This window comes from Streptomyces sp. NBC_01016, from assembly GCF_026341035.1.
Lineage (GTDB): Bacteria > Actinomycetota > Actinomycetes > Streptomycetales > Streptomycetaceae > Streptomyces.
Window position 1 is genome coordinate 2,971,703 of sequence record NZ_JAPEOQ010000002.1, and the last position, 18,265, is coordinate 2,989,967.

15 protein-coding genes are annotated in these 18,265 nt (G+C 71.4%); 9 read left to right on the top strand and 6 right to left on the bottom strand.

Annotation, left to right across the window (positions count from 1 at the left end):
- Window positions 1-13: 13 nt before the first annotated feature.
- The 7 genes from OG746_RS40305 (at window position 14) to OG746_RS40335 (ending at window position 6,696) form a co-directional block, all read left to right on the top strand.
- A complete protein-coding gene (locus tag OG746_RS40305) occupies window positions 14-1,075 on the top strand; it encodes a glycosyltransferase family 2 protein (RefSeq protein ID WP_266723791.1) in 1,062 nt (353 codons plus the stop codon).
- A 204-nt stretch (window positions 1,076-1,279) separates the two neighbouring features.
- Window positions 1,280-2,800 (top strand): ATP-binding protein, encoded by a 1,521-nt coding sequence (locus tag OG746_RS40310; RefSeq protein ID WP_266723793.1) that lies wholly within the window; start codon window positions 1,280-1,282, stop codon window positions 2,798-2,800.
- Entirely contained in the window at window positions 2,793-3,227 is a 435-nt protein-coding gene (locus OG746_RS40315) for a roadblock/LC7 domain-containing protein (protein ID WP_266723794.1), read from the top strand. The genes OG746_RS40310 and OG746_RS40315 overlap by 8 nt, the downstream gene beginning before the upstream one ends.
- Window positions 3,224-3,583 carry a DUF742 domain-containing protein gene (locus OG746_RS40320; protein ID WP_266723796.1) on the top strand — a complete coding sequence of 120 codons (360 nt, stop codon included), beginning with the start codon at window positions 3,224-3,226 and terminating at the stop codon, window positions 3,581-3,583. Before OG746_RS40315 ends, OG746_RS40320 begins: the two co-directional genes overlap by 4 nt.
- A complete protein-coding gene (locus tag OG746_RS40325) occupies window positions 3,558-4,220 on the top strand; it encodes a GTP-binding protein (RefSeq protein ID WP_266723797.1) in 663 nt (220 codons plus the stop codon). Before OG746_RS40320 ends, OG746_RS40325 begins: the two co-directional genes overlap by 26 nt.
- Window positions 4,217-5,461 carry a cytochrome P450 family protein gene (locus OG746_RS40330; protein ID WP_266723799.1) on the top strand — a complete coding sequence of 415 codons (1,245 nt, stop codon included), beginning with the start codon at window positions 4,217-4,219 and terminating at the stop codon, window positions 5,459-5,461. Before OG746_RS40325 ends, OG746_RS40330 begins: the two co-directional genes overlap by 4 nt.
- Window positions 5,458-6,696, top strand: coding sequence for a cytochrome P450 family protein (locus OG746_RS40335; RefSeq protein WP_266723800.1), 1,239 nt, complete (start codon window positions 5,458-5,460; stop codon window positions 6,694-6,696). Before OG746_RS40330 ends, OG746_RS40335 begins: the two co-directional genes overlap by 4 nt.
- Window positions 6,697-6,720: 24 nt before the next feature.
- Here the strand turns inward: OG746_RS40335 and OG746_RS40340 are convergent, their stop codons facing one another.
- Complete coding sequence (locus OG746_RS40340; protein WP_266723802.1) at window positions 6,721-9,042, bottom strand: FdhF/YdeP family oxidoreductase; 2,322 nt, start codon at window positions 9,040-9,042, stop codon at window positions 6,721-6,723.
- Complete coding sequence (locus tag OG746_RS40345) at window positions 9,039-11,540, bottom strand: ATP-dependent Clp protease ATP-binding subunit (RefSeq protein WP_266723804.1); 2,502 nt, start codon at window positions 11,538-11,540, stop codon at window positions 9,039-9,041. The genes OG746_RS40340 and OG746_RS40345 overlap by 4 nt, the downstream gene beginning before the upstream one ends.
- A gap of 385 nt (window positions 11,541-11,925) precedes the next feature.
- On the opposite strand from OG746_RS40345, the gene OG746_RS40350 reads away from it, so the two are divergent.
- Window positions 11,926-13,563, top strand: a complete 1,638-nt coding sequence (locus tag OG746_RS40350; RefSeq protein ID WP_266725710.1) for an FUSC family protein — start codon at window positions 11,926-11,928, stop codon at window positions 13,561-13,563.
- A 12-nt stretch (window positions 13,564-13,575) separates the two neighbouring features.
- On the opposite strand, the gene OG746_RS45500 is transcribed toward OG746_RS40350, so the two are convergent.
- Complete coding sequence (locus tag OG746_RS45500) at window positions 13,576-14,823, bottom strand: PucR family transcriptional regulator (RefSeq protein WP_323179738.1); 1,248 nt, start codon at window positions 14,821-14,823, stop codon at window positions 13,576-13,578.
- Window positions 14,824-14,957: 134 nt separating this feature from the next.
- On the opposite strand from OG746_RS45500, the gene OG746_RS40360 reads away from it, so the two are divergent.
- Window positions 14,958-15,593, top strand: a complete 636-nt coding sequence (locus OG746_RS40360; RefSeq protein WP_266723806.1) for a DUF1345 domain-containing protein — start codon at window positions 14,958-14,960, stop codon at window positions 15,591-15,593.
- Between the two features lie 25 nt (window positions 15,594-15,618).
- On the opposite strand, the gene OG746_RS40365 is transcribed toward OG746_RS40360, so the two are convergent.
- The 3 genes from OG746_RS40365 to OG746_RS40375 form a co-directional block, all read right to left on the bottom strand.
- A complete protein-coding gene (locus OG746_RS40365) occupies window positions 15,619-16,965 on the bottom strand; it encodes a serine hydrolase domain-containing protein (protein WP_266723808.1) in 1,347 nt (448 codons plus the stop codon).
- Between the two features lie 123 nt (window positions 16,966-17,088).
- Entirely contained in the window at window positions 17,089-17,616 is a 528-nt protein-coding gene (locus OG746_RS40370; protein WP_266725714.1) for an NUDIX hydrolase family protein, read from the bottom strand.
- 99 nt (window positions 17,617-17,715) lie between these two features.
- On the bottom strand, window positions 17,716-18,240 hold the full coding sequence (locus OG746_RS40375) for a P-loop nucleotide/nucleoside kinase family protein (protein WP_266723810.1): 525 nt from the start codon (window positions 18,238-18,240) through the stop codon (window positions 17,716-17,718).
- Window positions 18,241-18,265 lie beyond the last annotated feature (25 nt).

Genomic DNA, 18,265 nt, shown 5'->3' on the forward strand with positions numbered 1-18,265 from the left:
CGGGGGCGTGGACATGTATGACGTGACAGTGATCGTGCCCGCGCACAACGAGGAGGCCGGGCTTCCGGCGACCCTGGAGTCGATCGCGGCACAGACCGTGCCGCCGCGCAGGGTGATCGTGGTGGACGACGCGTCCGTCGACGCCACCGGTGAGGTCGCGAGACGGCACGGCGCCGAGGTTCTGCGCCCGCGGAGCAACCTCGGCAGCAAGGCGAAGGCGCAGAACCACGCGCTGCCGCACTGCACTTCGGAGCTCGTCCTCGCGGTGGACGCGGACACGGTGCTCGCGCCCGACTACATCGAGAAGGTCGCGCCGGTCTTCGCCGACCCGCGCGTGACGATCGCGGCGGGCAATGTGCAGACCCGGTTCGCCCGGACGCTGTGGGAGCGGGGTCGGTCGGTGGAGTATCTGCACGGATTCCACTGGCAGCGGCCGATCCAGGCGGGCGCGGGCAGCCCGATGGTGTGCTCGGGGTGCTGCTCGATGTTCCGACGCAGCGCTCTTGGGAAGCACGGGTTCCCCGAGCGGACCATCGTGGAGGACATGGACTTCACGTGGTCCGAGCAGATCGCGGGGCGGCGCGCGGTGTACGTGGGCGAAGCGGTGGCACGGGCGGCCGACCCGGAGAGCCTGCTGTATCTGCGCAAGCAGGTGTGGAGGTGGATGGCGGGCTTCTGTCAGAATGTCCGGCTGCACGCAGGGCAGTTGGCGCTGCGCAAGCCGATGCTCGCGCTGTGGGTGGTCCTCGCGCTGATGGAGATTCTCCTCGCCCCGCTGTGGTGGGGCGCGCCCCTGGTGCTCACCTTCGGGTTCGGACGACCTGCCGTGGAGACGTTCGGCTGGTGGCTCGGGTCCGAACTCGCACTGACCCTTCCGCCGTTGATCTATGCGTCGCGCCGACGGCGGGTGCCGTTGAGATCGGTGCTGGTGAATCTCCTGTGTGTGTATCCGACCAAGCTCGTCAATGTCGTCTACGCCTGGAAGGCGGTCGTGGTGGAGCTGGTCCTGGTGCCGCTGGGCCGGTCGAAAGGCCTGGTCGTGTACGAGAAGGGGCGGGCGCCGACGGCCATCTGAGCCCGGGGCGCGGAAATCCGTCCGAATGCCGCCAACTCGCCCGCGAGGCGACGCGATTCAAGATCCTGGACGGCTTCACTCGAACGTGTGGTGGGAGGTAGGGTCGCAAGCGGCAGGTGGGCTTCCGCGCCTTCCCTCCTACCCCCGCCCCGTCCCCTCCTCGCAGTCGGCCCCCACGCCCTGTTCTCCTCGAGGTCCGCATACATGATTGAGATACCCGAGCTGGCCGCGGGTGCCCTGGCCGCCGGGACCGTGTCGGCGTTCGTGCTCGGCGGCGGCTTGCTGAAGGCCCGTCAACACAGCGGCAGACAGTGTGACGAGACCGATTCGCTCCGCTCCCGCCTCGAAGCCTCCCGCGAGGAGCTGGAGGCCGCCCGCGAGGAACTCGACGATCTCGCCGCGGCGTTCGCCTCCGAGGTCGCCCACCTGTCCGGCACGCGCATGCCGGCAGCGGCCACCCACACCGCCCACCCGCACTACCAGGTGCCGGGACCCCTGCAGCCCGACCTCGGCGGCAAGGAGCTGGCCGCGGGCCTCGACTCCGTGCTCGACGGGCTGCGCACCGCCATCGCCCAGGAGCGCAAGCGGGTCGACGCCGCCGCCCGTGCCGGGATGCGGGGTGCGACGCGCGAGATCCAGGCGGGCCTGTACCGGCTGCAGGACGTCCTGCGCGGGCTCCAGGAGCGCTACGACGACCCCGAGTTGGCGCAGACGCTGTTCGCGCTCGACCACGAGAACGAGCAGTCGCTGCGCCGGGCGCAGGTCGCCGCCGTGGTCTGCGGGGCCTGGGTCGGGCTCGCCCGCGGCGAGTCGCACCTGGTGGAGGCCGTCACCGGCGGCCAGTCGCGGCTCGCCGGGTACGAGCGGGTGGAGATCCACAACCACCTTGAGGACGGCACCGGGCTGATCTCGCACGCCGTCGAGCCGGTCGCCATCATCGTGGCCGAACTGCTCGACAACGCGCTGCGCCACTCCTCGCCCGACACCACCGTGGGCGTGCACCTCGAACGCGTCCACCACGGCGTCAGCGTGACCGTCGACGACGCCGGTGTCGGGATGAGCTCCGACGAACGGGCCCATGCTCAGCGGATGGTGGCGGGGGAGGAGCCCATCCTCCTGTCGGAGCTCGGCGATCCGCCGCGCATGGGGCTCGCCGCGATCGGCCAGCTGACCCGGCAGTTCGACCTGTCCGTCGACCTGTCCTCGCCCTCTCCGTACGGCGGTGTCCGCGCGGTCCTGCTCGTGCGGGACCACCTCCTGTGCCGGATCGCCCCCGAGGAGCGCAGGCCGGCCGCCGCGGCTCCCCGGTCCACCCGCGACACCACGCGCGACGTCTCCCACGACTCCACCCACGCCCTCGCGGCGGACGAGGCGCCGGCGGCATCCGCGTCCGCGCCCGCACAGGCCGCCGCCCCGGCCCCGGCGGCGACACCCGCCCGGCCGGACACCCCGCTCACTGACGGCGACGAACTGCCCCGGCGCCGCCGCCGGGTCCGCACCGAAGCGAAGGCCGACGCACAGTCCGACGCGCGCCCCGCCCCGTCGAAGCCCCGGCCCGCCGCGCACCGCAGCCCCGAGGAGCAGGCCGCCGCGCTCGGCGCCCTGCAAGCGGCCACCGCCGCGGCGCGGAGCGCCGCACCGGGGGACGGCGAGGCCGCACAGCAACCGCACGACACCGCGGGCGACCGCCCCGGCACCAGTGAAGGGAACACGCCCGATGAGTAGCCGTGACCTCGGCGACAGCGCTTGGGTCCTCGATCCGATCCTGGAGATCCCGCACGTCCAGGCCGCCGTCCTGCTCACCAGGGACGGCCTGCTCTCCGGACACACCGAGGCGTTGACGCAGGCTTCCGCGGAGCGCGTCGCCGCCATCACCAGTACCGTGCAGGGCGCCTGTCGCACCGCGGCGGCCGCCTTCGCCGACCAGGAGACCGCGGACGTACGCCAGGTGGTCATCGAGTCCGACCACGGCTACATCCTCGTCGCGCCCACCGCGCACGGCACTTGCGTGGCCGCCTTCGGAGACCCCGAGGTACGGCTCGATCTGCTCGGCCACCGTGTCCACTCGCAGGTGGCCAGGCTCGGCGAGAAGGCCATGGCGGCCGCGCCCCGCGGGGTCGACGGCGGCATCGCCGGCGGCACTGGGGAATGACGGGCCGCCGGAGCGGCCGGCCGCTGGTCCCCGCGTACCTCGCCACCGGCGGGGTCGCGCAGCCCAGCCGCAACAGCCTGGAGCGGCTGTCCGTGCTGACCGGCGTCGGCGCGCCCTGGCCCGCAGGACTGCCCGCCGCGCAGCACGCCCTGCTGCGCACCCTGGACGGCGGCTCGCTCACGGTGGTCGAGTCCGCCGCCCTGCTCGAACTGCCGGTCTCCGCCGTACGGGTGCTCGCCGCCGCACTGGTCGACCAGGGGCTCGTGGGTGCCCGCCCGCCAGTCCCGCCCGCCGCGCAGCCCGATCCCGATCTGTTGAAGAGAGTCGCCGATGGCCTCCGCGCCCTCAAGCGCTAAGTCCGCGCCGGCAGGCGCCGAGTTTGCGCCGTCAGACCCCGCGCCCGCAGGCGCCAAGAGCGCAGTACATCTCCCGGACACCGCACGGGAGTTGGTGAAGATCCTGGTCACAGGACCCTTCGGGGTGGGCAAGACCACCCTGATCGACTCCGTCTCCGAGATCCGCCCGCTGCACACCGAGGAGCAGCTCACCGAGGCGTCGGCCGCGGTCGACGACCTCGCGGGTGTGCGGGAGAAGACGACCACGACCGTCGCCATCGACTTCGGGCGGATCAGCCTCAAGGGCGGGGCCGTCCTCTACCTGTTCGGCACCCCGGGGCAGGAGCGCTTCCGTGCGCTGTGGGACGACATCGCGTACGGCGCGCTCGGTGCCCTCGTGCTGGTCGACACCCGCAGGATCGACGAGTCCTTCGAGGTCCTCGGCCTCGTCGAGGAGTCGGGTCTGCCCTACGCCGTCGCTCTCAACACCTTCCCGGATTCGCGCAGTTACACCGAGGAGCAGCTGCGGCTCTCCCTCGACCTGGACGACGACACCCCGATGGTGATCTGCGACGCCCGCGACACGTACTCCTCCGTCGATGCCCTGCTCGCCCTTGTGCAGCACCTGATCGACCGCAGTTTCCCGGAGCCCCGATGACGTATCCCGCGCAGGCCGAGGACTTCCACCTGTCCGCGCCGGTCCGCCTGTGGGAGGACGGCTTCGCCGCCGACCCGCACAGCTACTACGAGGCCCTGCGCGCCCAGGGCCCGGTCGGCCACGCCGAACTCGCCCCCGGCGTACCCGCGTACGTCGTCACGGACCGGCGGGCCGCCCTCGACCTGCTCCACGACACCGAGGCCTGGTCGCACGACCCGCGGCCGTGGGAGGAGACCGTCGACGGCGACGCGCCGATCCTCGGCATGATGCGGTGGCGGCCCAACGCCCTGTTCAACGACGGCGAGTTGCACGGGCGCTACCGGCGCTCCCTCTCCGACGCCTTCGACCTCGTGGAGCCGCACGACCTGCGCGAGCGGGTGCACCGCGCCGTGGACGTGCTGGCCGCAGGGATGGCGTCCCGGGGGCGGGCCGACCTCGTGAGCGAGTTCGCCCGCCCGCTGATGTCGCTGGTCTTCAACGACCTCTTCGGGCTGCCGGACAGCGAGAGCGACCGCCTCCAGGACGCGATCGCGCGGGTGATGGACGGCGGCGACCAGGCGGCGCGCGGCGAGGAGGAGTTCGGGCGCTACATCCTGGACCTCGTCGCCGCCAAGAGCGCGCAGCGCGGCCAGGACCTCACCAGCTGGCTGCTCGACCACCCCCTCGGCCTCACCCCCGAGGAGGTCACCTGGCAGGTCTTCCTCATGCTCGGCGCGGGCCACGAGCCCACCGCCAACCTCGTCTCCAACGCCCTGTCGCGGATCCTCGGCAACCCGGCGTACTACTCGACGCTGACCAGCGGCTCCCGGCCGGTCATGGACGCGGTCGTCGAGGTCCTGCGGCACGAGACTCCGCTGGCCAACTACGGCATCCACTTCGCCCGCAAGCCGCTCACCTTCCACGGCGTGTGGGTGCGCGCCGCCGTCCCCGTCGTCATCTCCTACGGGGCCATCGGACTCACCGCGGAGGAGGCGGCCAAGCAGTCCCCGGTCGCCCGTCACCCGCAGGACGCCTCGCACCTGTCCTGGTCGGCCGGAGAGCACTCCTGCCCGGTCAAGCAGCACACCCTGCTCATCGCCACCGAGGCCATCGAACGCCTCACCCAGTGGCTCCCCGACCTGGAGCCGACCACTCCGCGCGAGCAACTGACGTGGCGCACCGGGCCGTTCAACCGCTCTCTGACGGAACTGCCCGTCCGCTTCGTGCCCCGTACCGCATCCCAGTCAGGAGCGTCCGAGTGACCGAGACCGCGTCTTCGCCCCGTATCGCCATCGACCCGTTCGGCGCCGACCTGCCGGCCGAGGCCGCCCGACTGCGCGCGGCGGGATCCGTGGTCCCCGTCGCACTGCCCGGCGGCATCCCGGCCTGGGCACCGACCCGCTACGACACCCTCCGGTCGCTGATCCTGGATCCGCAGGTGAGCAAGGACCCGCGCAAGCACTGGTCGCTCTGGCCCGAGATCGGCGAACACCCCGAGTGGGGCTGGGTCCTCGGCTGGGTCGGCGTGGTCAACATGCTCTCCACGTACGGCCCCGACCACACGCGGCTCCGCAAGCTCGTCGCGCCCAGCTTCACCGCCCGCCGCACCGAGCTGATGCGCCCCCGCGTCGAGAAGATCACCGAGGAGCTCCTCGCGGCCCTGGACGCGGCCGCGGCCGACGAGGCCGTGGATCTGCGCGCCCTGTACGCCAACCAGCTGCCGATGCAGCTGATCTGCGAACTCTTCGGCGTACCCGACCACTTGCTCGGCCCGGTCGAGCGTCTCGTCGACGCCATCATGGACACCTCCGACCCGAGCCCCGAGCACGGCGCGTTCGTGCAGGAGCAGATCGCCGCCGTGCTGCCGGCGATCATCGCCCACCGCACCGAGCACCCCGGCGACGACATGACCACCGAGCTGCTGCGGGTGCGCGCGGAGGACGGCGACCGGCTCAGCGACGAGGAGCTGCTCTACACCCTGCTCCTCGTCATCGGCGCCGGCTTCGAGACGACCGTCAACCTGATCGGCAACGCGGTCGTCGCCCTGCTCACCCACCCCGAACAGCTCGCCGCCGTCCGCTCGGGCGAGATCGCCTGGGACGCCGTCATCGACGAGACGCTGCGCGTGCACCCCTCCATCGCCAGCCTGCCGCTGCGGTTCGCGGTCACCGACGTGACCGTCGACGGGGTGACGATCCCGGCGGGCGACGCCATCCTCACCACGTACGCCGCCTCGGGCTACGACCCCGAGCACTACGGGCCCACGGCCTCGGAGTTCGACGCGACCCACGCCGCCGACGACCACATGTCCTTCGGTATCGGCGTCCACCGCTGCATCGGCGCCCCGCTCGCCCGCCTGGAGGCGCGCACCGCCCTGCCCGCCCTCTTCGACCGCTACCCGAACCTCCGCCTCGACGTCGAGGCGGAGGAACTGCGCCAGGTCCCGTCGTTCATCGCGTACGGCTGGCAGCAGATCCCGGTGCGCCTGCACGGCTGAGCCGCACCGGTCCCGGCCGGCCCGTCATGTCGAGAGCGTCACCGTCACCTTGACGTGCTTCATGATGGGCTGGTCGCTCTGCGTGCTGTGATCGCCGATCGCGCACAGCACGTTCATCTCCGGCATGTACCCGGCCGCGCAGCCGCGCGGGATGTCGTACGGGACGGCCAGATAGCCCGCGAGGCTGCGCCGGCTGCCGTCCCTGGCGGTGCTCGTGATGTCGACCGGGTCGAACTCGCCGATGCCGCGCTCGCGCATGTCGTCCTGGTTCAGGAAGACCAGCGTGCGCAGGTTCTTGATGCCTCGGTAGCGGTCGTTGTCCGAGTAGATCGTCGTGTTCCACTGGTCGTGGGAGCGCATCGTGCCCAGCGCGAGGGTGCCGGGCTCCGGGATGACGTCGGGCAGCGGGGCGGCGGAGAACTCGGCGCGGCCCGAGTCGGTGAGGAAGACCAACTCCCTTGCGGGCTGCTTGATGCGGAAGCCGAGCGGGAGGCGCACCCGGCGGTTGCAGTCCTCGAAACCGTCGATGACCTGCGCCATGGTGTCGCGGACGCGGTCGTAGTCCTCGACGTACCACTCCCAGGGCGTACCGCTGTCGGGCAGCGAGGCGCGCGCCATGCCCGCGATGATCGCCGGCTCGGACAGCAGGTGCTTGGACGCGGGGCGCTTCATGCCGACGGACAGGTGCACCATGCTCATCGAGTCCTCGACCGATGTGGCCTGGAGGCCGCCGCGCTGCTCGTCCTTCTCGGTGCGGCCCAGGCACGGCAGGATCAACGCCCTGCGGCCGTGCACCAGATGGCTGCGGTTGAGCTTCGTACTCACCTGCACCGTCAGCTCACAGGTGCGCAACGCCTCGTACGTATAAGGGGTGTCGGGCGCCGCGAGCGCGAAGTTGCCGCCCATGCCGACGAACACCTTCACGTCGCCGCGCCGCATCGCCTCGATCGTGCCGACGGTGTCGAGCCCGTGCGCACGCGGCGCGTCGATGTCGCAGGCCTCCGCGAGCCGGGCCAGGAACGCGTCGCTCGGCCGGTGGTCGATGCCGCAGGTCCGGTTGCCCTGGACGTTGCTGTGCCCGCGTACGGGGGAGGGGCCCGCGCCCTCGCGGCCCAGATTGCCGCGCAGCAGAAGGACGTTGACGATCTCGCGGACCGTGTCGACGCCGTGCTCGTGCTGGGTCACGCCCAGGCACCAGCTGATGATGCTGCGGTCCGCGTCGCGGTACACGCGGGCCGCCTTGAGGATCGCGTCGCGGTCCAGCCCCGACTGGCGCTCGATCTCGTCCCAGGGAGTCGCCTCGCACAGCGCGCGATACGCGTCGAAGCCCTCGGTGTAGCGGTCGATGAACTCCCTGTCGAGCGCCTTCGGATCGGATCCTGACTGTTCCAGGACCGCCTTGGCGATGCCGCGCAGGAACGCCATGTCGCCGCCGATGCGCACCTGGAGGTTCAGGGTGCTGGTCCGCGTCGCCTTGTTCAGCGCCATGTCCTTGAAGTCGTGCGGGATGATCGTGCGGGTCGCCGCCGCTTCGACGAGCGGGTTGATGTGCACGACCTGCGCGCCACGCTCGTACGCCTCGGCCAGCGCGGTCAGCATCCGCGGGGCGTTGGAGGCCGCGTTGACGCCCATGATGAACAGGGCGTCCGTCCTCTCCCAGTCCGCGAGGTCGCAGGTCCCCTTGCCGGTGCCCAGGGACGCCTGCAGGGCGCGGCCGCTGGCCTCGTGGCACATGTTGGAGCAGTCGGGCAGGTTGTTCGTGCCCAGTTCGCGCGCCCACAGCTGGTAGAGGAACGTGGCCTCGTTGCCGAGCCGCCCCGACGTGTAGAACGAGGCCTGGTTCGGGTTGTCCAGCTCCCGCACCGTCCGGCCCACCAGCTCGAACGCGTCCTTCCAGCTGATCGGGACGTAGTGGTCGGTCTCCGGGTCGTAACTCATCGGCTCGGTCAGCCGGCCCTGGTCCTCGAGCGCGAAGTCGCTCCACCCGGACAGCTCGCTCACCGAATGCTTGGCGAAGAACTCGCGCCCGACCCGCTTGCGTGTCATTTCCCAGGTGACGTGCTTGATCCCGTTCTCGCAGATGTCCAGGTGCAGGCCCTTGAGGTCGTCCGGCCAGGCACAGCCGGGACAGTCGAAGCCGCCGTTCTCGTGGTTCATCTTCAGGATGGCCCGGGGCCCGTCGAGCAGTTCGCGCTCGCGCACCATGAACCGGGTGACGCTCTTGGCGGCGCCCCAGCCCGCCGCCGGGTGGTGGTACGGGTGGAAGTCCGGCTTCTCGTCGGGTGCAGGGCCGACGCGCGGCTCCGGTGTGTCCTGACCGTCCTGGGAGGCGTTCACTGGACTCATTCCTTGTCGGTGGAGTTCCTGCGGATCGTGCAGTGCAGGGTGTCGTTCTGCACGTCGGCGACGATCGTGTCGCCAGGGTCGGCCTCGCCGCCGAGCAGCAGGGACGCGATGCGGTTGTCGAGCTCGGTCTGGATGGTGCGGCGCAGCGGGCGGGCGCCGAACTCCGGCTGGTGCCCGTGCGCGATCAGCAGCTTCTTGGCCGCCTCGGTGACCTCCAGTTTCAGCCCCTGCGCGTGCACCCGGCGCTCGCTCTGGTCCAGCAGATGGTCGACGATCCGGCCGAGGTCGTCCTCGGTGAGGCTGTGGAAGACGATGATGTCGTCGATGCGGTTGAGGAACTCCGGCAGGAATCGGCCCCGCAGCTCCTCCATCAGCTCGTCCTTGAGCTCGGCGGCGTCGCCCTGGTGGGCGAGGATGCGGTGGGCGCCGATGTTGGACGTCATGATGACCACGCAGTGCCGGAAGTCGACGGTGCGGCCCTGGGAGTCGGTGAGCCGGCCGTCGTCGAGGATCTGCAGCAGCGTGTTGAAGATGTCGGGGTGCGCCTTCTCGACCTCGTCGAACAGGACCACGCTGTAGGGCTGGCGGCGGACCTTCTCGGTGAGCTGCCCCGCCTCGTCGTAGCCGACGTAACCGGGAGGGGCGCCGACGAGCCGGGCGACGGTGTGCTTCTCCTGGAACTCGCTCATGTCGAAGCGGACCATGCGGCTCTCGTCGCCGAACAGCAACTCGGCCAGGGTCTTGGCGAGTTCGGTCTTGCCGACGCCGGTCGGGCCGAGGAAGAGGAACGAGCCGACGGGCCGGTTCGGGTCGCCCATGCCCGCCCGGTTGCGGCGCACCGCCTCGGAGACCGAGGTGACCGCCTCGTCCTGCCCGACGATGCGGGCGTGCATCTCCTCCTCGAGCCGCAGCAGCCGCTCCTTCTCGCCGGCCGTCAACTGGGCGACCGGGATGCCGGTGCGGCGCGAGACGATGTCGGCGATGTCCCCGGCCGTCACGGAGACCACGCCCTCACGGCGTTCCTCGATCCCGGCGACCTCGCCCTCCGCCTCGGCGATCTGCTTCTTCAGCTCGGAGGCCTTCTCGAAGTCCTCGGACGCGACGGCCTGGTCCTTCTCACGGGTCAGCTTGGCGATGCGGTCCTCGCGCTCGACGACCTCGGTGGAACGGCTCGCGTTGCGCAGCCGCACCCGGGCGCCCGCCTGGTCCATCAGGTCGATGGCCTTGTCCGGCAGGAACCGGTCGCTGATGTAGCGGTCCGACAGCTCCGCCGCGGCGGTCAACGCTCCGTCGGCGAACCGGACTTGGTGATGCGCCTCGTACGCGTCCCGCAGCCCCTCCAGGATCTGCACGGTCTCCTCGACCGTCGGCTCCGGGATGAGTACGGGCTGGAAGCGGCGCTCCAGCGCGGCGTCCTTCTCGATGTGCTTTCGGTACTCGTCGATGGTGGTGGCGCCGACGACGTGCAACTCGCCGCGCGCCAGGGCCGGTTTCAGCATGTTGCCGGCGTCCATGGAGCCCTCGCCGGTGGCGCCCGCGCCGACGACGGTGTGCAGCTCGTCGATGAACAGGATGATGTCGCCGCCTGCGTTCTGGACGTCCTCGATGACCTTCTTCAGGCGTTCCTCGAACTGGCCGCGGTACTGCGCCCCCGCCACCATGGCGGACAGGTCGAGGGAGACGACCCGCTTGTCCTTGAGGGTGTCCGGGACCTCGCCCGCGACGATGCGCTGCGCGAGCCCCTCGACGATGGCGGTCTTGCCGACGCCGGGCTCGCCGATCAGCACGGGGTTGTTCTTGGAGCGCCGGGAGAGGATCTCCACGGTCTGCTCGATCTCCTCGGCGCGGCCCACGACCGGATCGAGCTTCCCGGCCTTGGCCTCCTCCGTGAGATCGCGCCCGAACTCGTCGAGCGTCGTGGATGCTCCTGTCGACCCACTGCTGCCGCCGCCGCTGCCTTCCGGCCGGGCCGCCTGCTCCGTGGCGTTCGCCAGCCGCTGCGGATCGAGGCCGCTCGCGCTCAGCAGCCGCGCCGCTCCCGTCCCGGGGTCGGCGATCAGGGCGCCGAGGATGTGCTCAGGACCGATGTAGGAGACGCCCGAGGCCTGGGACTGGGCATGGGCGGCGGCCAGCGAGCGCTTGGCCGCCGGGGTGAGCCCCGGCTCCGCGGACGGTTGTCCGGCCACCTGCGGAAGGATCTTGGCGATCTCCTCCGCGAGCCGGTCGGGGTCGACGCCGGCCTGCTCAAGGACCCGGCGGGACGGCTCCACCTTCGTCGTCGCCCACAGCAGATGTTCGGTGTCCAGATCGGAGGTGCCGTCGTCATGGGCCTTCTGCGCGGCCAGGTTGAGCAGCTCCTGGGACGACTCGGTGAGCAGCCGGCCGATGGGCACGCGCTGCACCGCCGGCGGCGAGCTCGCGGGGGACGTACCGAAGAACCGGTTGAACATCTCACTGAAGGGGTCCGAGGGACCGAACCCGAACGGCGACATCGACATGGTGACTCCAAGTGCGCAATGGGTTTCTCCAAGCGAACCCCTGCCCTTGATCCCCCGCAAGCTGATCTTCGCAGAAGGAACGCCATGACCAGGCGCCCTTCGGCAATTCTGGTAATCGACACAAAAACCTTTGTCGGGCCGCACAAGACGGTTATCGATTCAACCGTGATGGTTCAAGATGGTGCAATTCGAATAGATTCTTTGTTTGACTTGTTCGGTGATTTCCCGGACGGTGAGAAAAAGATTCCCGGGTCGTTTGGACAGCTGAGTGAGACACCTGCCGCGTGTGGCCGAGCGGGTACGGCGGGCGCTCTCGCCGCGTGGCGCCCTCGCGTTGCACAGCGAGGACGGAACCCTTTCGTTCGGGCTCCGTGCCGCCCTTGCCATGGCTCTGGTCGCCGTCCCGATGGCACTCGCCGGGCAGGCCGAAGCGTCCGTCTACGCGATGCTGGGCGCATTCACCACGACGTTCGGACGCAACTTCCCTTACGCCCGCCGGGCCCGGGTGCTCGCCCTTGTCGCGCTCTCCATGACGGCCTCCGTCGGTGCCGGAGCGGCGCTCGGCGTCTGGGCCCGCCCGCAGGACGGGGGAGCGGGCGCCGCCGTGGTGGTCGCCGCCATGGCGGTCGTGGCCGGGGTCGCGAAGGCCGGCTGCGACGCGGCCCGGTTGCGGGGGCTCGGCGCGGTACTGCTGCTGTTCTCGTTCGCGGTCTCCGCCTACGGAGCCCCGACACCGTCCGACGTTCCGGTGCGCACCGCGCTGGCGGCACTGGGCGCGGCCGTGGCCTGGGTGCTGGCGATGGCCGGCCGGTACGCACATCCCGACCGACCCCAACGGCTGGCCGTGGCCGTGGCGCTGCGTGAGCTCGCCGGGCTGCTCGATGCCACCACCGACGACGGCGGGACGGACCGGCTCGCGCGCCACCGGGCGACCGCCGCCGTGCTCGAGGCGCACCGGGCCCTCGACCTGGCACCCGCGACCGCCGCCGAACGCGGGAGCGAGGGCGGGCCCTGCGTCCGCCTGGCAGCCATCTCGTGGTCCGTGCTGATCCGCTCCGCGAGCCGCCCGCCGGACCTGCCGGCGGGGCCGGCCGGACACCTGCGCGGACAGGCGGTCATCCTCCTGGGGTGTCGCCGAGGGGAGCCGGAGCTGCTCCCAGGCGTGGAGGCGCTCGCGGGGATCGGAACCGGGACCGGTGCGCGCGACACCCGGGGCACTCAACCCGCCGCCCCGGCCCGCGTGGACGGGCCACTCGCCCTGGAACAGCGAGCCGCCGTCCTGACCATCGGGCGCCGCGCCGACGCGGCAGGCCGCGCCTCCCGCCGCGCCGTCCTGCTCGTGCCCGCCCTGCGCATGACGCTCGGCACCGGCCTCGCCGGAGGCATCGCCCTGCTGCTCGGCCTGGGCCACGGCTACTGGGCGGCGATCTCCGCGGCCGCCGTGCTCCACTCGATCAACGTGCGCACCGCCGCCCAGCGCGCCGTCCAGCGCACCCTGGGCACCGCCGCCGGACTGGCGCTCGCCGTCGCCGTGCTGGCGCTGCACCCCGGGCCCCTGACGCTCGTCCTCGTCATCGTGCTCCTGGAGTTCCTGCTGGAGTACGGGGTCGCGCACAACTACGGCATCGGGGTCGTGTTCCTGACGCCCCTGGCCCTGCTGATGAGCGACCTCGCGAACCCCGTATCGGCCGAAGACCTGGTCCAGGACCGGGTGTTGGGAAGCGTCGTGGGCATCGGCGTGGCCCTGCTGTGCGCGCTCGTCCTCATCCACGGTCGTGCGGCGGAGCGGGTGCGGCGCGCGCTGACGGCATGCGGCGCCGCGGCCGAACTCGCCGAGCGGGCCCTGGCGAACCCGGGCACTTCCACGCTGCCTGAGTTGCGGTCGCGGCTGGCCGAGGCCGTCGTCGAACTCCGTGACGCCGACGACGCCGCAGCAGGCGAACTGTGGCCCGCCGAGCTCGACCCCACCGAACTCGCCGCCGCCGAACAGCGCGCGCACGGGATCCTGCGGCGCCTGGAGTGACTCAGCAGCGTGCTAGCCGTCGGTGTCCATTCGGACGGCGTCCGTCGCGGTCACCAGCTCCGCCAGCGAGCGCGGATCACTGAGCGAGCGGCCGGTGAGTTCGCGGACGCGGTTCAGCCGGTACCGGACGGTGTTCGGGTGGCAGTGCAGCACGCGCGCCGCGCTCTCGGCCGACCCGGCCTGATCGACGTAGGCCCGCAGCGTCCGCAGCAGCGCGACGCGGTCCTCCTGGGGCAGGGCGAGCACAGGACCGAGCACCTCCTTGGCCAGTCGCCGCCCCTCGTCCGGGTCGTAGGCGATCAGCGCGGAGAGGGGGCTGGTGCTGAACTCCCGTACGCCGGCCTTCCCGACAGGGATGTAGGCGAGCGCCGTCCGGGCGAGGTGAAGAGCGCGCGGCGTGTCGGCGAGCGACTCGTACGAGGGGCTCACACCGGTACGGGACGCGGCGGCCGCGCGCAGCACGCCCAGGACTTCGTCGCGCTGCTCGTCGCGCAGCGCGATCACTCCGGCCTGGAGAGCAGGCGTGAGATGCCAGGCCGACACGATGCCGAGCCCGCCCAGCATGCGTTCCACGCCGACCAGGCTCTCCTCGGCGAGACCGGCGGTCTCCGTGGCCGCCACCGTCAGCTTCGTGTCGAGGGGCAGCCCCAGCAGCCTGCCGACCTCCCATGAACCGGACTCGGGCACCAGCCGGCCGGTGAACAGTGCCTCCATGAGGGCCGAACGCCGCCGCTGCTGAGCGACCAGCAGCTCCGCGGTCGCCGAACGGTAGGCCTCCGTGAGGGCGAGCGCGTGCTCGTCGGAGAGCCGCCACAGGGTGCTCGACGCGGCGAGCAGCGCGTCCAGGAAGTCCGGGCGGGCGACGCGCCGGGCGTGCTCGACGAACAGGTCCCAGAGCATCGCGCAGGCGATGCGGTAGCAGCGCAGCACCTCGGGCAGCGGCGCCCGCTGGTGCGCGCGGCGCCGCCCCGTCTCGGCGGGCGCCGACAGGTCGGGCGCGGTCCTGGGTCCGGTACCGATTCCTGCGTCAGTCCTGCGCTCCGCGAGACCGTCGAGGATGAACTGCAGGTTGACCGCTACAGAGGCGCGCAACTCCGCGCCCGGGACGATGCTTTCGTCGCGGTAGAGGTCGATGCGGTCGCGGGTGGCCGCGCACACGTCGTCGATCAGCCGGGGCAGTTGCTGCTCCGCCCACGCGACCAGCTCACCGAGCAGAGGGTTCGGCACTCGGCCGCCTGTGTCCGCGATGTGCCCAGCCATGAGTGCTTCCCCTGTTGCGCCGGAGGTGGGGGCCCAGAAGTAGCCGTGGCGCCTCGCGATCGTCAAGTCGGCGCGGCCGTGTCGCGACAGCCATCGGGGGCGATGTGGCACGGACCCGTCTAGTGTGACGAGCCATGAGCGCCTGGTTGCCGACGTCCGCGGTTCCCCGCCTGGCCGTCTCCGTGGGGGTCGGGTTGGTGGCCGCGGTGGCCGTCGGCCTTCCGGTCAGTGTGCCGATGGGCATCCTCGCGGGCATCGCCGCCGCGGAGCTGGTCTTCGTGGTGACGGGCTGGCTGGTGATGTGGCCGATGGACGCCGCCGCCACGCGCCGCGAGGCACGGCGTGAGGACTTCGCCCCCGTCACCGAGGAGTTCGCGGTGGTCGGCACGGCACTGTGCGGGCTGGGAGCCATCGTGGTGCTGCTGCTCCTCGACGGCTCCGGAGCCCGGCACGCGGGGGCCGCGGTCGCCCTGGGCGGTGTGTTCATGGCATGGGCGGCCCTGCACCTGATGTATGCCGCGCGCTATGCCTATCTGTACTACCAGGGCTCCGCGGGCGGAATCGACTTCAACTCCGAGGACCCTCCGGCGTACCGGGACTTCTTCTATTTCAGTTACAACCTCGGAATGACCTACCAGGTGTCCGACACCGACGTCTCCAGTTCGGTGATCCGGTCGGTCGTGCTGCGGCACTCGCTCCTTTCGTACCTCTTCGGCACCAGCCTTCTCGCCACCGCCATCAATTTGGTCGCGGGCATGGTCACCGGCTGACGGTCCGGCGCCGTTCGGTGCGAGGTCAACCCGTGAAGCGCGCTGCGGCCCGGCTGTTGTGGAGGTACTGCGCCCGGCCGTCCGCGTCCTTGCCGATCAGGACGAACACCTCGTGTCGCCCCGCGCGTTCCTCGACGGTGATCAGTCGGTCGGGGCCGAGGCCGACCAACTGCTGGGTGATGCTGTCCTTGCCGAGCAGCACCCTGGCCTCGCTGGTGCGCGGCGTGGTGGTCAGTGACGTGGTGCCGTCGTCGTGGACGGTGAGGTCGAAATCGAGCAACGTGGAGCGGTACGTGCCGGTGGCGCGGTGCGCGTCGACCGGTGCCGGCTGCTCGGGGACCCGGGGCAGGGCGGGCAGCCGTGCGTCGGCGAGTTCGCCGAGCAGGTGACCGCCGAGGTCCTGGAAGAGCGCCGCCGCGTCGCCGCCGTTGGTGAGCACGGCGACGGCGACGCCCGCCTCCGGCACGACCCGCAAGAACGCGTACTGTCCGATCGTGCCGCCGTCGTGGCCGATCATGGAACGCTCGGGCTGGTCGTACAGCATCCAGCCGAGCCCCCAGCGGTCGCCCAGCGCCCCCAGGGGTGGCGCTGTCACCTGCGTCTCGCGCATCACGTCGAACGCGCGCTCATCCAGGTGGAGTTGGACGAACCCGAGCAGGCTGCGCGCCGGCATCGCAAGTGCGGCGCCGGCCGGGGCGGTGGAGGGCGGCAGCCCGTAGACCGGCGCGGGCTGCGAGTCGGGGCCGAGGTGGCCGATGGCGGGCAGTTCCAGGATGGCCTCGCCGACATGGGTCGCCACGTGGGCGAGGCCGAGGGGCGCGATCAGGTGCTCGCGCAGCGCCGCATTGAAGGTCTGCTCGCTCAGCACCTCGACGAGGCGGCCGAGGACGACGTAGCCGCTGTTGCAGTACGAGAACTGTTCGCCCGGCGGGTACAGCTGCTCGGCGTCGGCCAGGGTGGGCAGATAGAGCTCGATCGCGTCGTCGTTCGCGCCCGTGTCCGTGAACCGGTCGCCTTCGACTCCCGAGGTGTGGCAGAGCAGTTGGCGGACGGTGACGGTGGCGGCGGCGTGCTCGTCGGCCAGGGCGAACTCCGGCAGGTACTGCCGCACCGGGCGGTCCAGGTCGAGCCGTCCCTCGTTCGCCAGCTGCTGGATCAGGGTCGCCGTCCAGACCTTGGTGATCGACCCGATCTGGAAGACCGCGTCCGGGGTGACGGGCACCCCGGTGGCCCTGTTCACCACACCGGCGGCCGCGTCCACCACCTCGCCGTCCACGAGCACGGCGACCTGGGCGCCGGGCACCTTGTGCACGGCTGTCAGCTTGGGCAGATGCTCCGCGATCCAGGCCTGGGCGGTGGACGCTCGTGACATGACTTCTCCCTCGTGGCGCGTGCTCATGGGCGCAGGCTCGTTGGCGCACGTCAGTCAGCCAATGGTGCTACCAGGCCCGGCGTTTCGGAACAAGGCGGTGCCGGGCGCCGGTCGCGGGCGGGTTCAGAGGCCGAGGCCCGCGTGGGCGAGGGCCTGTTTGAGGAGGGCGCCGTGGCCGCCGGGCATCTCGTCCTGCATGGCCGACGAGACCGCATCCTCGGGGCTGAACCAGACCAGGTCGAGCGCGTCCTGCCGGGGTTGGCAGTCCCCGGCGACCGGAACGATGTAGGCCAGCGAGACCGCGTGCTGGCGCGGGTCGTGGTACGGCGTGACGCCTTGCGTCGGGAAGTACTCGGCGACGGTGAACGGTTGCAGGGAGGCCGGCACCCGGGGCAGCGCCACCGGGCCGAGGTCCTTTTCGAGGTGGCGCAGGAGGGCGTCGCGGACCCGTTCGTGATGCAGCACGCGGCCGGAGACCAGCGTGCGGCTCACGTTGCCGTCGGGGCCGATGCGGAGCAGCAGTCCTACGCTGGTCACCTCGCCGCTGTCCGCGACGCGCACCGGCACGGCTTCGACGTAGAGGATCGGCATGCGGGCACGGACCAGCTCCAGCTCGTCGGAGGCCAGCCACCCGGGCGTTGTCTCTGTCATGTCGGGCATGGCGTGATCATATTTCAGCGGCTCCGGTCTGTGGCCGAATTGGACCCGTCCGGGCCTCGCCGATCCGACGCGCGCCGAACGGCGGGGGAGTCAGCCGAGCGACGGCCACCGGTGCACGGCCCACTCCCGCCACCCCGCCCACCCGGGCGGCGGGCCGTCGATCCGCCGGCCCTCGAGCTCCGCCGCGTCGGGCTCTTCGAACAGCGACCTCCAGCGCAGGAGTTCCGCCTCGCTCATGGGGAAGGTCTGGTCCGGAGTGGTCGCCTGGCGATGGGCGATGCGGGCGCGCTGGGTTTCGTGGTCCACCGGCACGTACACCAGGTGGCAGGACGCGCTCTCGGATGTCACCAGCGAGCGGATCGCGGATCGCTCGTCACGGGACCAGCAGCCGAAATCCAGCACGACATCGGTACCCAGCCGCAGTGCCTCCAGGGCCAGCCACAGCAGGCGCCCCTCCAGCACGTCCCGCTTTCCGCCCGCGTCCGGCTCGCCGAACAGTGGAATCATCCACTCGTCCGGCGTGAGCCGAAGGGCCCCGTGCTCCTCGGCCAGTTGCCGGGCCCGCGTGGTCTTGCCGGCCCCGGGCAGGCCGACCGTCAGGAACAACTTGGTCATGCCTGAAGGATGGCCGCACGGGTCG